This window comes from Zavarzinia marina, assembly GCF_021568905.1.
GTDB classification, from domain to species: Bacteria; Pseudomonadota; Alphaproteobacteria; order Zavarziniales; family Zavarziniaceae; genus Zavarzinia; species Zavarzinia marina.
The window spans coordinates 251240-264743 of record NZ_JAKGSB010000001.1; the positions used below are offsets into that span (position 1 = coordinate 251240).

Sequence of the window (13504 nt, forward strand, 5' to 3'; positions counted from 1 at the left end):
CCGTCTCGATACAGGCTTCGGGGCGGGCGCTCAAGGCACTGATGCTCTCAGCCGGGAGCGGGGCCCGCCGCGCGCCGAAGATCCGCCAGCTGGGTTTCGAGTTCGGCGATGCGCGCGTCACGCGCCGCCAATGCGGCGGCGACGTCGGCGGCCTCGAAGCGCTGGGGAATGTGCTGGGGACAATTGACGTCCCATGTCTCGATGTCGAACAGCAGAGCCCGCTCCGCACGGCCCTTGGTGTCCGGCACGCGCAGAACGTCCAGCAATGCCTCATCTCCCTCGACGATTTGCGCGGTGCCCCAAAGCTTGACCCGTCTCTGCATCACGTAGTCGATCAGGAAGATGAAGGCCCGCGGGTTTTCGGAGAGATTGCCCAGGGTGATGTACTGCCGGTTGCCGGCGAAATCGGCCAGACCGAGCCGGCGGTCCGACAATACGCGCAGAAACCCCGGTGGGCCGCCCCGGTGCTGGATATAGGGCTGGCCCCCGGCGCTGGCGGTGCCCAGGAAGAAGCTGGTCTGGCGGGCGATGAAATCGGCGAGGTCCGGCGTGACGCGATCCGGCCACGGGCGCCCTTCGGCATAGAGGCGGCGCGAGCCCTTGGCGGTCTGCACGGCCTTCACCGCCGGGGAGAAGGCGATGTCGCTGGGGGTCGGGGGCGATCCGGTCATCGGCTTCTCCTCGAAGATCGAAGGGGGTGGCGCATCGCGCCGCCCCCTCCAGGTCTTGGGTCAGGCAGGTCTTGGGTCAGGCAGGTCTTGGGTCAGGCAGGTCTTGGGTCAGGCAGGGCTTGGATCAGGCGGCGATACCGGGCGCCACGGCCGGGAAGTCGATATCGGTCTGCGCCACTTCGTTCAGGTAGTTGGTCCAGATGTTGAGGGCGACGTGCTGGACGATCTCGATGATCTGGGCGTCGTCATAGTCGGCGGCGCGCAGGTCCCGCAGGTCAGCGTCCGAAACATGGCCCCGGGTCTCCACGACCTTCCGGGCGAAGCGGACGGCGACATCGGCGCGGGCGTCGGTCGAGCGGCCGGCGCGATTGGCCGCGATCTCCTCGGGCGAGAGCTTGGCCAGATTGCTGCCGAGATAGGTATGGGCCGACAGGCAATAGCCGCAGCCGTTGAATTCGGCGATGGCGAGCGCGATCCGCTCGCGGGTGGCGGCCGGCAGGCGGCCCTTGCCGAGAGCACCGAAAATGCCGAGGTAGCCTTCCAGCGCGGCCGGGCTCCGGGCGGCGAGGCGGAACAGGTTCGGCGCGCTGCCGAGCTGCTTTTCGACCTGGCGCAGCAAGGGCTGCGAGGCTTCCGGGGCGGCGTCGATCGAGGCGGGGATGGTGATGCGGGACATGGGCTTGCTCCTGTTGGCCGGGGTGAGAGGGGGTGTCGGGGGTGACGGGGGCAAGCTACCGGCTTCCATATTTTAGAAGTAGACGGTATCATCGGGAACGCTTCTCCCATGAAATGGAAGCCATGGTCGATCGTCTCGACAGCATGTCGATCCTCATCGCCGTCGTCGACGCGGGCAGCCTGTCGGCAGGTGCCCGCCGCCTGGGCTTGCCGCTGGCGACCGTCAGCCGCCGTGTCGCCGACCTCGAAGCGGCGCTCGGCACCCAATTGCTGATGCGCTCGCCCCGGGGCCTCGCGGCGACCGATGTGGGAACAGCCTATCTGGCGGCCTGCCGCCGCATCCTCGACGATGTCGCGGAGGCGGAACGCATCGCATCGGGCGAATTCGTGGCGCCCAAGGGCTTGCTCAGCCTGGCGGCGCCCATCGTCTTCGGGCGCCTGCATGTCGTGCCGGTGGTCACGGATTTCCTGGCGGCCTATCCCGAGATCGACGTCCGCCTGGAACAGAGCGACCGCAACGTCAGTCTGCACGAAGACCAGATCGATGCCGCCATCCGCATCGGCCAACTGCCCGACAGCGGGCTCCGCGCCCGCCGGCTCGGGCGGGTGCGGCGTGTCGTCTGCGCCGCCCCCGCCTATCTGGCCGCGCGCGGCATCCCGCAAAGGCCCGAGGATCTGAGTGCCCACGACTGCGTCAGTTTCGCCAGCCTGACGGCACCCGACCGCTGGTCCTTCGGCGAAGGAAGGTTGGAGCGCGCCGTGCGCATCCATTCCCGGATGACCGTCAATGCGGCGGAATCGGCGATCGCGGCTGCCACCGCCGGCCTCGGCCTGACCCGCGTCCTCTCTTATCAGGTGGCGGACGCCGTCGCCGACGGCCGCCTGCGCGTCGTGCTGGCGGATGACGAGCCGGCCCCCTGGCCGGTCCATATCCTCTATGGCGGCGGCCTCGTCCCCCGCAAACTCCGCGCCTTCATCGATTTCGCGGCGCCCCGGCTGGAAGCGGTGCTGACGAAGGCAATTCTGGCACCGGGCTGAAACGCGGTGGGCCTTGTTGCGGGGGAATGGCGCGCTCATACTCTGTGTCGAGACGGGAGTGCCGCATGGCCGAGACGAACCGAAGCCTCTACGACAGCGATTTCTATGCCTGGGCCAACGAGCAGGCGGCCCTGTTGCGTGCCGGTCGCTTTAGCGAGGCGGATGTCGCGAATATCGCCGAGGAGATTGAGAGCATGGGGCGCAGCGAAAAGCGCGAATTGGTCAGCCGCCTCGCCGTGCTTCTCGCGCATCTGCTGAAATGGCGATTCCAGCCCGATCATCGTTCCGCTTCATGGCAGGCGACGGTCAGGCTCCAGCGCCGCGAATTGCTTGACCATCTGGCTGACAATCCGAGCCTGAAGGCATCGATAGACGAAGCCGTGGCGCGCGCTTATGGCCGAGCCGTGATCGAGGCGGGCGCCGAGACCGGCCTTGGGTCCGGGGCATTTCCGACGGATTGCCCCTGGCGTTTTGAGCAGATCATTGATGAGGGGTTCTGGCCGGAGACGTGATCCTCGCAGGTGACAGGGCGCCTTCGCCGGCCTATATGATCGGCCCATGCAGCAAGACGACATCGAGATCCGGCGGCGGCGGGCGCGGTACCGTTCGTGGCATCGCGGCACCAAGGAGACGGACATCATCCTCGGGCGCTTCGCCGATACCCATGTCGCGGGCTTCGGGGCCGACGAACTCGACCAATATGAAATCCTCCTCGAGGAGCAGGATCCGGACATCTATGCCTGGGTGACCGGCACCGCCGAGGTGCCGGCGCGCATGCGCGGCACGGTCATGGATCTCCTGCTGCGGTTTCGTGTCGACAACTGATTCCGTGTGACGCCGTGTTGCCGATTGCCAAGATCCTGAACGGCAGGCCCCGCCTGATCGTCGCCGAGGCGCCGGAGGGTGTCGACGCGCTCGCCATCGCCGAGGCGGCGAAGACAACGGACGTCCTTCACCTGGCGCGGGACGAGGCGCGCCTGCCGGCCCTGACCGCCGCCCTCGAATTCTTCGCGCCGGACCTCGAGGTGCTGGTGCTGCCGGCCTGGGACTGCCTGCCCTATGACCGCGTCTCGCCGGGGCCGGAAATCGTCGCCCGGCGCATGGAAGTCCTGAGCCGTCTGGCCCCGCCCCGCGAAAAGCCCGGCGGCCGCGTCGTCATCGCCTCGGTCGAGGCGGCACTGCAGCGCCTGCCGCCCCGCGCCGCCATCGCGGCCGAGACGCTGCGCGCCAAGGTGAACGACGACCTGCCCATCGCCGGCCTGACCGCCTATCTGGCACGGTCGGGCTACAGCAAGGTCGGCACGGCGACCGAGGCGGGCGAATTCGCCGTCCGGGGCGGCATCGTCGACATCCTGCCGCCGGGGGCGGAGGAGGGCTATCGCCTCGATTTCTTCGGCGACACCATCGAAAGCGTGCGGCGCTTCGATCCAGAGAGCCAGCGCACCACCGGCACCGCGACCGAAATGGCCCTGGTGCCGGCCAGCGAAGTGCCCTTCGAGGCCGATGCCATCCGCCGCTTCCGTCAGGCCTATGTCGAATTGTTCGGCGCCGTGACCGACGATGATCCGCTCTATGAGGCGATTTCGGCCGGGCGGCGCCATGCCGGTGTCGAGCATTGGCTGGCCCTGTTCTACGAACGGCTCGACAGTCTGCTCGACTATTGCCCGGATTACCTCGTCACCCTGGACTCCCAGTTCGAGGCGGCGGTGGAAGCGCGCCTGGCGCTGGTTACCGATTATCACGCCGCCCGTGTCGCCGCGCGCGACCAGAAGACGGTGGTGGCCCAGGGCACGGTCTACAAGCCGCCGCCGCCGGGCCTCCTCTATCTGACCGGCTCGACGCTGGAGGATGCGCTGGCGAAACGCCAGGTCCGGGTGTTCGAGCCCTTCGCCGCGCCGAACGCGGCCCTCGACCTGAAGGGGCGCCCGGGCCGCGATTTCGCGCCGGAACGGGCCCAGGGCGGCAGCCCCTATCAGGCGCTCGCCGGCCATCTGGCGGGGCTGGTCGCCGCCGGCAAGCGCCCGGTGATCGCCGCCGCCTCCGCCGGCTCGCGCGATCGCCTGCACATGGTGCTGCGCGACCACGGGATCGAGCCGATCGCGGCGGTGGAAACGCCGGCGGCCATCGCCGATCTGCCGCGCAACTGCGTGGCGCTGGCGATCATCGGAATCGACCGCGGCTTCGAGACCGAGGATCTGGCCGTCGTCACCGAGCAGGACCTGCTGGGCGACCGCCTGATCCGCGCCTCGAAACGGGCACGCAAGGCCGACAATTTCCTGACCGATGCGTCGACGCTGTCGATCGGCGATCTGGTGGTCCATGTCGATCACGGCATCGGCCGCTTCGAGGGGCTGAAGACCATCGACGTTTCAGGGGCACCCCACGACTGCCTGCATCTGGTCTATGACGGCGGCGACAAGCTGTTCCTGCCGGTCGAGAACATCGAACTGCTGACGCGCTATGGCTCCGGCGACAGCGAGGCGCAGCTCGACCGCCTGGGCGGCGGCGCCTGGCAGGCGCGGAAGGCGAAACTGAAGCGCCGCATCCGCGAGATCGCGACCCATCTGATCGACATCGCGGCGAAACGCGCCCTGAAGACCGCGACCTCGCTCCATGTCTCGGACGGGCTCTATCACGAATTCGCCGCCCGCTTCCCTTACGAGGAGACGGAGGATCAGTTGAAGGCCATCGCCGACGTGATGGCGGACATGACCTCCGGCAAGCCCATGGACCGGCTGATCTGCGGCGACGTAGGCTTCGGCAAGACCGAGGTTGCCTTGCGGGCCGCCTTCGTCGGCGCCATGTCGGGCAAGCAGGTGGCCATCGTCGCCCCCACGACGCTGCTGTGCCGCCAGCATTTCGCCACCTTCACCAGGCGTTTCGCCGGTCTGCCCATTCGCGTCGAGCAATTGTCGCGCCTGGTGACGGCGAAGGAGGCGACGGAGACGAAGAAGGCGCTGGCCGCCGGCGACGTCGACATCATCATCGGCACCCATGCCCTGCTCGGCAAGAGCATCGCCTTCAAGGACCTGGGCCTTCTCATCATCGACGAGGAACAGCATTTCGGCGTCAACCACAAGGAACGCCTGAAGCAGCTCCGGGCCGACGTCCATGTCCTGACCCTGACCGCGACGCCCATTCCGCGCACCCTGCAACTGGCCATGTCGGGTGTGCGCGAACTCTCGATCATCGCGACGCCGCCGGTCGATCGCCTGGCGGTGCGTACCTTCGTCATGCCCTTCGATCCCGTCGTGCTGCGCGAGGCGATCCTGCGCGAGCATTTCCGGGGCGGGCAGAGCTTCTATGTCGTGCCGCGCATCGCCGACCTCGACGAGGCGGCAGATTTCCTGCGCGAACATGTGCCGGAGGTGAAATACGTCAAGGCCCACGGCCAGATGCCGGCGGGCGAGTTGGAAGACGTGATGAACGCCTTCTACGACGGCAAATACGACGTGCTGCTGTCGACCACCATCGTCGAATCCGGCCTCGACATTCCGACCGCCAACACGCTGGTCGTGCATCGCGCCGACATGTTCGGCCTCGCCCAGCTCTATCAGATCCGGGGCCGGATCGGGCGGTCCAAGAACCGCGCCTTCGCCTATCTGACGACGGTGCCGCGCGTCCGCCTGTCGACCACCGCCGAACGCCGCCTCGACGTCCTGCAAAGCCTCAATGAATTGGGCGCGGGCTTCACGCTCGCCAGCCACGACCTCGACATTCGCGGCGCCGGCAATCTCCTGGGCGAGGAACAATCGGGTCACATCCGCGAAGTCGGCTTCGAGCTCTACCAGGAGATGCTGGAGGAGGCGATCGCCAATGCCCGCCTCGCCGGCGGCGCGATCGACGAGGAAGAGGCGGGCGAATGGTCGCCCCAGATCAACCTCGGCGCCTCGGTCCTGATCCCGGAAGGTTACGTCGCCGATCTCGACCTGCGCATGCAGCTCTACCGCCGCATCTCCCGCCTCGAGACGCGGGGCGAGATCGACGGCTTCGCCGCCGAACTGATCGACCGTTTCGGCGATCTGCCGGAAGAGGTGAAGAACCTGCTGACGATCGTCGAGATGAAGGCGCTGGCGAAGCGCGCCGGCATCGAGAAGCTGGACGCCGGCCCCAAGGGCGCCACCGTCGCCTTCCGCGCCCAGGCCTTCGCCAATCCGGCCGGCCTCGTGCAATGGCTGTCGAAATCGGCCGGCACGATCAAGCTCCGCCCCGATCAGAAGCTGGTCTGGCTCCAGGACTGGAGCGACGTCGACACCCGCCTGAAGGGCGCCTTCCACCTCGTCCGCCGCCTCGCCGACATCGCCGAAGCCGCGCCGGACGTGGACGCCGCCAAATCCCTGCCGAATGCGAAGCCGCAGCCCAGGGCCCCGGTTCCCGCCCATCTGGCGCCCCGCCGGCGCTGATGCCGCCGGGTCAGAACCCGAGGACCGGCCCCAGCCAGGCGGCGACGGCGTCCCAGGAAATCACCGTCATGTAGATCAGGAAGACGATCGCCGAGAAACCGGCGGCGATGCCGACCATGGTCATCAGCCCGTCCTGCTCGATCAGGCCGAGGGCCAGGAACATGATGGCGAAGGACAGCGGGATGTTGGTGAAGGGGATCGGGCTTGCCAGCATGACGCCGAGGGCCGCGATCAGCACCGCCGTCAGGCGCTCCGCCGCCGCCCCGGTCAGGAAGGCATAGCGCGGCTTCAGCACCTTCTCGAAGCGGTTGATGACGGGCAGGCCGCCCCTGACCACGCGGCGCAGGTCGTCGGTGCGGATGGTCCGGCGCAGGATCCGCTTGGGCAGCCAGGGCCGCGGCATGCCGGCGACCATCTGCAGGGCGATGAGGGCGATCGGAAAACCGGCGATGGCGGAGAGCCCGGGCGGCGCCACCGGCAGGCAGGTCGGCAGCGACAGCAGCAGGATGAGAAGGCCGAAGCCCCGTTCCGCCAGTTGATCGACGATGGCGCCGATGGCGATCCGTTCCTCCGGCCAGCCGAAGGCGAGAACCACCAGGGTTTCGGCGACGGTCGGTTCGCGCAGGACGGATTTCTTCTGGCGCCGTGCCATGGACCTCAGCCGTGGTCGAGACGGCGGGGCAGGCGCCGTTCGCGATGCACGGAAACGGAAAGAATGAGTCCGACGCCGATCATCAGGGTCATGGTCGCGGAACCGCCATAGGAAACGAGAGGCAGGGGAATGCCGACCACCGGAATCAACCCCATCACCATGGACAGATTGATGAACACATAGAGAAACAATTGGGTTCCGATGCCCAGCGCCACGAGGCGCCCGAACTGGTGGCGGCAGCCCAGCCCGATGGCGAGCGCATAGCCGAACACGCACACATAGAGCAGGATCAGCAGAAGCCCGCCGATCATGCCGAACTCCTCCGCCAGTTGGGGAAAGATGAAGTCGGTATGGACTTCCGGCACGAAGCGCAGCTGGCTCTGGGTGCCGAGCAGGTAGCCCTTGCCGAACACACCGCCGGAGCCGAGCGCGATCATCGACTGCAGGATGTTGTAGCCGGCGCCGAGGGGATCCGCCTCGGGATCGAGGAAGGTCAGGACCCGTCGTTTCTGGTAGTCGTGCAGGAATTCCCAGGCGATGGGCAGGGCCGCCAGCCCCGCGCCGATGACGATGGCGAATTTCCAGAGCCTGACCCCCGCCAGGAAGAAGATCGCGCCGGAGCCGAGCAGCAGCAGGGTGGCGGTGCCGAGGTTCGGCTGTTTCAGGACCAGGGCGATCGGCAGCAGAACCATGATCAGGGGCACGATCAGCACCGTGGGGCGGCCGATGTGTTCCGGCATGACGCCGTGGAAATAGCGCGCCAGGGCCAGCACCAGGGCCAGCTTCATGATTTCGGAGGGCTGGATCTGGAAGAAGCCGAGGTCGATCCAGCGTTGCGCGCCCATGCCGATGGAGCCCATGACCTCCACCCCGACGAGGCCGACCAGGGTGACGCCATAGAGCAGATAAGCGTATCGGGCATAGAGCGAGATGTCGATCACCGCGACCACCACCATGACGCAGAGCCCGATGATGAAACGCGCGAGCTGCCGCCCGGCCCAGGGGTCCCAGCTGCCGCCGGCGCTCGAATAGAGCATGGCGACCCCGATGGCGGCGATCGCGATCACCAGGAGCACGAGGCCCCAATTGATCGACAGGAGGCGCATTCCCAGGGATGGGCGATCGCCCTCACGGCTCGAATAGACGCTCAAGGCGCGGGTCCGATGTTGCGGTGTCGAAGGATTGACCCCGTTCTAGACCGGAATGTCCCCCCCGTCGATGGTCCAATCGTGATGGTCCGGGCGCATGACCGCCTCGGACCAGGCTTCGAGCGAAGGGAAGATCGCGGTGCGGGGCCAGCGCGGATCGCGTTCCATCTGCTTGGCGAAGGTCAGGTGCACCTGCGCGACTTCGCCGCCGTCGAGCAGAAAGAGCATGTCGTCCAGGCCGTCGACGCGGGCGATGGCGGCGGTCTTGCGCCGCCGCAGCACATGCTCGGGCCCGATTTCGGCACGGAGCTGGGCGTTGAAGACGGCGCGGTGCTCGGGATCGTCCAGGGGCACCCAGGGATAGAGCCAGTCGATGTCGGGCGGTGGCGGCGGCGGCGAGGCGGGCTCGGTGCCCAGGCGCAGCAAGCCCAGCCAGCGCGGTTGCCGGGCCATGGCGTCAGCCCCGGAACAGGGTGGTGACCAGGATCCAGGCCCAGCCGATCAGCATCATGGTGCCGCCGACGGGCGCGACCATGCCGAGGGAGAGATCCGCGAGCGCGATCGAATAGAGCGCGCCGGCGAAGATCAGCGCGCCGAGGGCGAGCGCCAGCGGCGCCGCGACCGACAGACGGCCCCGGTCGACCAGCCAGAGCGCGGCGACGGCGGCGGCGGCATGCACCATCTGATAGAGGCTGCCGGTCTCGATCAGGCCGAGCTGATAGGCGGTGGCGGTGGCCTTCAGGCCATGGGCGGCGAAGGCGCCGATGCCGACCGCCAGCAGGCCGTCGAGGGCGGCGATCACCAGCGCGGCGCGGAACAGCGGATTCATGGAGGTGCTTTCACCAATCACGCGACCTTGAGGGCGCCGGCGAAGGCATCCGCCAGCACGCCGGCGATCTTGGCCCGGCTGCGGTCGGAGGTCAGCAGTTTTTCGTCGGCGGCATTCGAGAGAAAGCCGGTCTCGATCAGCACGGCGGGCACGTCGGGCACGCGCAGCACGGCGAAATTGGCCGACCGGCGCGGATTGTCCATCAGGTGCAGCTTGGAGCCGGCGGCCTTGACGATATGGGCCTTGCGCGCCAGCGCCGTGTTGAGGGAATGGCGGCGGCTGAGGTCGAAGAGGATGGCGGCGACGTCCGGATCGGTCACGCCGATGTCGAGACCGTGGATCAGGTCGACCGCATTCTCCTTGTCGGCGATGGCCGCCGCCAGCCCGTCCGACGCCTTTTCCGACAGCGTATAGGCGGACAGGCCGCGCGCGTCGGGGTTCGGCGCCGAATCGGCATGGATCGAGATGAAGAGGTCGGCCTTCGCCTCCTGCGCGGCCAGCGCGCGGTTCTGCAGCGGCACGAAGACGTCGCGGCTGCGGGTCATCTTCACGCGGCAGCGCCCGCCCGCCTCGATCCTGGCGGCGATGCGCCTGGCGAGGTCGAGGGTGATATCCTTCTCATAGGCGCCGCTGGGCCCGATGGCGCCGGGATCGCGGCCGCCGTGCCCGGGATCCAGCATGATCAGGGGCAGGCGCGCCGCCGTCCCGGGCTTGCGCGAGGGCATGGGCACGCCGCCCTCCAGCCGCGCGGCCAGTGCGCCCGACGCGCCGGCCGACAGCAGGAAGGGCAGTCCGAGCCCCAGTTTCAACATTTCGCGACGATCGATGCCCATCGCAGAACCCGCCGAAATCCCCAAGATGCGCCACCGTCCGCCGTGCCCGAAGCAAAGCATGGCCGGTGCCTGGCGCGATTACCCGTCCAGAGAGCCCGAATTTGTCAGAAAATTTCTTCCGAATCAAGCGCTTGTAATTGGTTACTGAGATTCCGATGTAAGGCGCCGGCGGCGCTGTGTCGTGCAAGTTTCGGGATTTGTGACGCAGCCGTCTTGACAGGCGATGGGCCCGTGCCTAACTGTGCGGCGGTTGCTGGCACTCGCCATTCGGGAGTGCTAACAACGCGGCCAGACAATAGGCCTTTGTCTAATCCAGAGGAGGTTTCCATGAGCTTTCGGCCGTTGCACGACCGGGTCCTGGTGAAGCGCATCGAAGCGGAAGAGAAGACCAAGGGCGGGATCATCATTCCCGACACCGCGAAGGAAAAGCCGCAGGAAGGCGAAGTCGTCGCCGTCGGCTCCGGCACCCGCAACGAAAAGGGTGAACTGGTGGCGCTCGACGTCAAGGTGGGCGATCGCATCCTGTTCGGCAAGTGGTCCGGCACGGAGATCAAGCTGGACGGCGACGACCTGCTGATCATGAAGGAATCGGACATCCTGGGTGTTCTCGAAGTGACCGCGAAGAAGGGCAAGAAGGCCGCCTGACCGGCGCCGCTGCTCCCTTCCCGTCAAAGAAGCCCAACACATTCAAGGAGCTAGCCAATGGCTGCCAAGGACATTCGTTTCAGCACCGACGCCCGTTCGCGCATGCTGCGCGGCGTCGAGATCCTCGCCGACGCGGTGAAGGTCACCCTCGGCCCGAAGGGTCGCAACGTCGTCATCGAGAAGTCGTTCGGCGCGCCGCGCATCACCAAGGACGGTGTCTCGGTCGCGAAGGAAATCGAGCTCGCCGACAAGTTCGAGAACATGGGCGCCCAGATGGTGCGCGAAGTGGCCTCGAAGACCAACGACATGGCCGGTGACGGCACCACCACCGCGACCGTTCTCGCCGCCGCCATCGTGCGCGAAGGCGCCAAGGGCGTCGCCGCCGGCATGAACCCGATGGATCTGAAGCGCGGCATCGACCTCGCGGTCGAGACCGTCGTCGCCGAGGTGAAGAAGCAGTCGAAGAAGATCTCCGGCTCGGACGAGATCGCCCAGGTCGGCACCATCTCGGCCAACGGCGAGCGCGCCATCGGCGAGATGATCGCCAAGGCCATGGAGAAGGTCGGCAAGGAAGGCGTGATCACGGTCGAGGAGGCCAAGGGCCTCGAGACCGAACTCGACGTCGTCGAGGGCATGCAGTTCGACCGCGGCTACCTGTCGCCCTACTTCGTGACCAACGCGGAGAAGATGACCGTCGAGCTCGACAACCCCTACATCCTCCTCCACGAGAAGAAGCTGTCGGGCCTCCAGGCCATGCTGCCGGTTCTCGAGTCGGTGGTTCAGTCGGGCCGTCCCCTGCTGATCATCGCCGAGGACGTGGAAGGCGAGGCGCTGGCCACCCTGGTCGTGAACAAGCTGCGCGGCGGCCTGAAGGTCGCGGCCGTGAAGGCGCCGGGCTTCGGTGACCGTCGCAAGGCCATGCTGGAAGACATCGCCATCCTGACCGGTGGCCAGGTGATCTCCGAAGACCTGGGCATCAAGCTCGAGAACGTGAACCTGAAGATGCTCGGCCAGGCCAAGAAGGTCGTCATCGACAAGGAAAACACCACGGTCGTCGACGGCCTCGGCAAGAAGGACCAGATCCAGGCCCGCGTCGGCCAGATCCGTGCCCAGATCGAAGAGACCTCGTCCGACTACGACCGCGAGAAGCTCCAGGAGCGTCTGGCGAAGCTGGCCGGCGGCGTCGCCGTGATCAAGGTCGGCGGTTCGACCGAGGTCGAGGTGAAGGAGCGTAAGGATCGCGTCGACGACGCCCTGCACGCCACCCGCGCCGCGGTCGAGGAAGGCATCGTCCCGGGCGGCGGCACCGCGCTGCTCTATGCGACCCGCGCCCTCGACAAGATGAAGATCGACGACGAGGACCAGCGTCACGGTGTCGACATCATCCGCCGCGCCCTGCAGGCTCCGGTCCGTCAGATCGCCGAGAACGCCGGCAAGGACGGCGCGGTGGTCGCGGGCAAGCTGCTCGAAGGCAAGGACACCAAGACCGGCTATGACGCCCAGAACGACGTCTACACCGATCTCGTGAAGGCCGGCATCATCGACCCGACCAAGGTCGTGCGCTGCGCCCTGCAGGACGCTGCCTCGGTGGCCGGCCTGCTGATCACCACCGAAGCCATGATCGCCGACAAGCCCGAGAAGAAGGGCCCCGCGATGCCGGGCGGCGACATGGGCGGCATGGGTGGCATGGGCGGCATGGACTTCTAAGTCCGGCCCATCCAGGCTCGTTGAGACGGGGCCGGCGAAAGCCGGCCCCGTTTTCGTTCGGCCCGCCCGACCTTCGCCCGGGCCCTTTGCCGGCCCCTTCGGCAACCTCCGGCCCCGTCACGTGTTGATGACGACATGAGGACACGATTCGGCGGAGGAAAATCATGACGGGACGGTCGATGCGCGCGCTGAGGACGGCTGTCGTCGTCCTCGCGCTGCCGGTGGCCCTGGCGGGCTGCGTCGCCTATACGGACGATCGCTACGGCTATTACGACGACGGCTACGGCTATGGTGACGGCCCGGGCTACGGCTATGGCGGCAGCTACGGCCAGAGCCATGGGTATGGTTATGGTTATGGCGGGCCGACCTACTACAGCCACGGCACGACCGTGGTGACCGTTCCGGCCTATCGGCCCGCGCCGGACTACCGCCGCGACGACCACCGCCACCGTGCCGCGGAGGCGGAGCGCCAGCGCCGCCACTACGAGGAACAGCGCCGGCGCGAGGCGGCCCTCGAGGAGCAGCGCCGCCGCCACGGCGGCGACCATCGTCGCGACGACGACCGACGCCGCGCGGACGACCGGGGTCGCGACCACGATCAGCAGGAAGACTGGCGCCGCCGCCAGGCCGAAAGCGACCGGCGCCAGCACGAACAGCGCGAGCAGGCGGCGGATCAGCGCCGCCGCCAGCAGGAAATGCGCGAGCGTCAGGCCGATATCGACGCCGAACGCCGCCGCAATCGCGACCGGGATGCGCAGCAGACGATGCGCGCCCATCAGGATCGGCGCTACGAGGATCGTACCGGCAATCCGCCGCCCACGACGGACGGCCGCCGCACCGCCGATCGCCGTCAGCCGGGCCAGCCCTGGCCGCTCGATCCGAACGGCCAGACCCGCTGAGCCG

At 67.6% G+C, this 13504-nt stretch carries 14 protein-coding genes; 7 read left to right on the top strand and 7 right to left on the bottom strand.

From position 1 onward, the window contains the following. Nucleotides 1–47 precede the first annotated feature (47 nt). Both L2U69_RS01160 and L2U69_RS01165 read right to left on the bottom strand, forming a co-directional pair. Nucleotides 48–671 carry a pyridoxamine 5'-phosphate oxidase family protein gene (locus L2U69_RS01160; protein ID WP_236104515.1) on the bottom strand — a complete coding sequence of 208 codons (624 nt, stop codon included), beginning with the start codon at nucleotides 669–671 and terminating at the stop codon, nucleotides 48–50. Between the two features lie 124 nt (nucleotides 672–795). Then, nucleotides 796–1347 (bottom strand): carboxymuconolactone decarboxylase family protein, encoded by a 552-nt coding sequence (locus L2U69_RS01165; RefSeq protein ID WP_236104516.1) that lies wholly within the window; start codon nucleotides 1345–1347, stop codon nucleotides 796–798. A gap of 122 nt (nucleotides 1348–1469) precedes the next feature. Here L2U69_RS01165 and L2U69_RS01170 point away from each other — a divergent pair, with 122 nt between their 5' ends. From L2U69_RS01170 to mfd, 4 genes are all read left to right on the top strand, one after another. Then, nucleotides 1470–2384 carry a LysR family transcriptional regulator gene (locus tag L2U69_RS01170; protein WP_236104517.1) on the top strand — a complete coding sequence of 305 codons (915 nt, stop codon included), beginning with the start codon at nucleotides 1470–1472 and terminating at the stop codon, nucleotides 2382–2384. Nucleotides 2385–2449: 65 nt separating this feature from the next. After that, nucleotides 2450–2896 (top strand): DUF29 domain-containing protein, encoded by a 447-nt coding sequence (locus tag L2U69_RS01175; RefSeq protein WP_236104518.1) that lies wholly within the window; start codon nucleotides 2450–2452, stop codon nucleotides 2894–2896. Between the two features lie 46 nt (nucleotides 2897–2942). Further along, nucleotides 2943–3209 carry a succinate dehydrogenase assembly factor 2 gene (locus tag L2U69_RS01180; RefSeq protein ID WP_236104519.1) on the top strand — a complete coding sequence of 89 codons (267 nt, stop codon included), beginning with the start codon at nucleotides 2943–2945 and terminating at the stop codon, nucleotides 3207–3209. Between the two features lie 14 nt (nucleotides 3210–3223). Then, nucleotides 3224–6787 (top strand): transcription-repair coupling factor, encoded by a 3564-nt coding sequence (mfd, locus tag L2U69_RS01185; protein ID WP_408065793.1) that lies wholly within the window; start codon nucleotides 3224–3226, stop codon nucleotides 6785–6787. A gap of 10 nt (nucleotides 6788–6797) precedes the next feature. Here mfd and L2U69_RS01190 read toward each other — a convergent pair whose 3' ends face one another. From L2U69_RS01190 to L2U69_RS01210, 5 genes are all read right to left on the bottom strand, one after another. Beyond that, nucleotides 6798–7439: an exopolysaccharide biosynthesis protein gene (locus L2U69_RS01190; protein ID WP_236104521.1), complete on the bottom strand. Its 642-nt coding sequence runs from the start codon at nucleotides 7437–7439 to the stop codon at nucleotides 6798–6800. A gap of 5 nt (nucleotides 7440–7444) precedes the next feature. Next, nucleotides 7445–8545: a rod shape-determining protein RodA gene (gene rodA / locus L2U69_RS01195; protein WP_236104522.1), complete on the bottom strand. Its 1101-nt coding sequence runs from the start codon at nucleotides 8543–8545 to the stop codon at nucleotides 7445–7447. A gap of 87 nt (nucleotides 8546–8632) precedes the next feature. After that, nucleotides 8633–9040 (bottom strand): hypothetical protein, encoded by a 408-nt coding sequence (locus tag L2U69_RS01200; protein ID WP_236104523.1) that lies wholly within the window; start codon nucleotides 9038–9040, stop codon nucleotides 8633–8635. Nucleotides 9041–9044: 4 nt separating this feature from the next. Beyond that, complete coding sequence (locus L2U69_RS01205; RefSeq protein ID WP_236104524.1) at nucleotides 9045–9416, bottom strand: DUF423 domain-containing protein; 372 nt, start codon at nucleotides 9414–9416, stop codon at nucleotides 9045–9047. Between the two features lie 17 nt (nucleotides 9417–9433). Further along, nucleotides 9434–10249, bottom strand: a complete 816-nt coding sequence (locus L2U69_RS01210; protein ID WP_236104525.1) for an N-acetylmuramoyl-L-alanine amidase family protein — start codon at nucleotides 10247–10249, stop codon at nucleotides 9434–9436. Between the two features lie 327 nt (nucleotides 10250–10576). Between L2U69_RS01210 and groES the strand changes: the two genes are divergently transcribed. The 3 genes from groES (at nucleotide 10577) to L2U69_RS01225 (ending at nucleotide 13500) form a co-directional block, all read left to right on the top strand. Further along, the gene (gene groES, locus L2U69_RS01215; RefSeq protein WP_236104526.1) at nucleotides 10577–10894 is read left to right on the top strand and encodes a co-chaperone GroES; all 318 of its coding nucleotides are present in this window, start codon (nucleotides 10577–10579) and stop codon (nucleotides 10892–10894) included. Between the two features lie 57 nt (nucleotides 10895–10951). Further along, nucleotides 10952–12601 carry a chaperonin GroEL gene (gene groL / locus L2U69_RS01220; RefSeq protein ID WP_236104527.1) on the top strand — a complete coding sequence of 550 codons (1650 nt, stop codon included), beginning with the start codon at nucleotides 10952–10954 and terminating at the stop codon, nucleotides 12599–12601. A 164-nt stretch (nucleotides 12602–12765) separates the two neighbouring features. After that, on the top strand, nucleotides 12766–13500 hold the full coding sequence (locus L2U69_RS01225) for a hypothetical protein (protein ID WP_236104528.1): 735 nt from the start codon (nucleotides 12766–12768) through the stop codon (nucleotides 13498–13500). The last annotated feature ends 4 nt before the right edge of the window (nucleotides 13501–13504 follow it).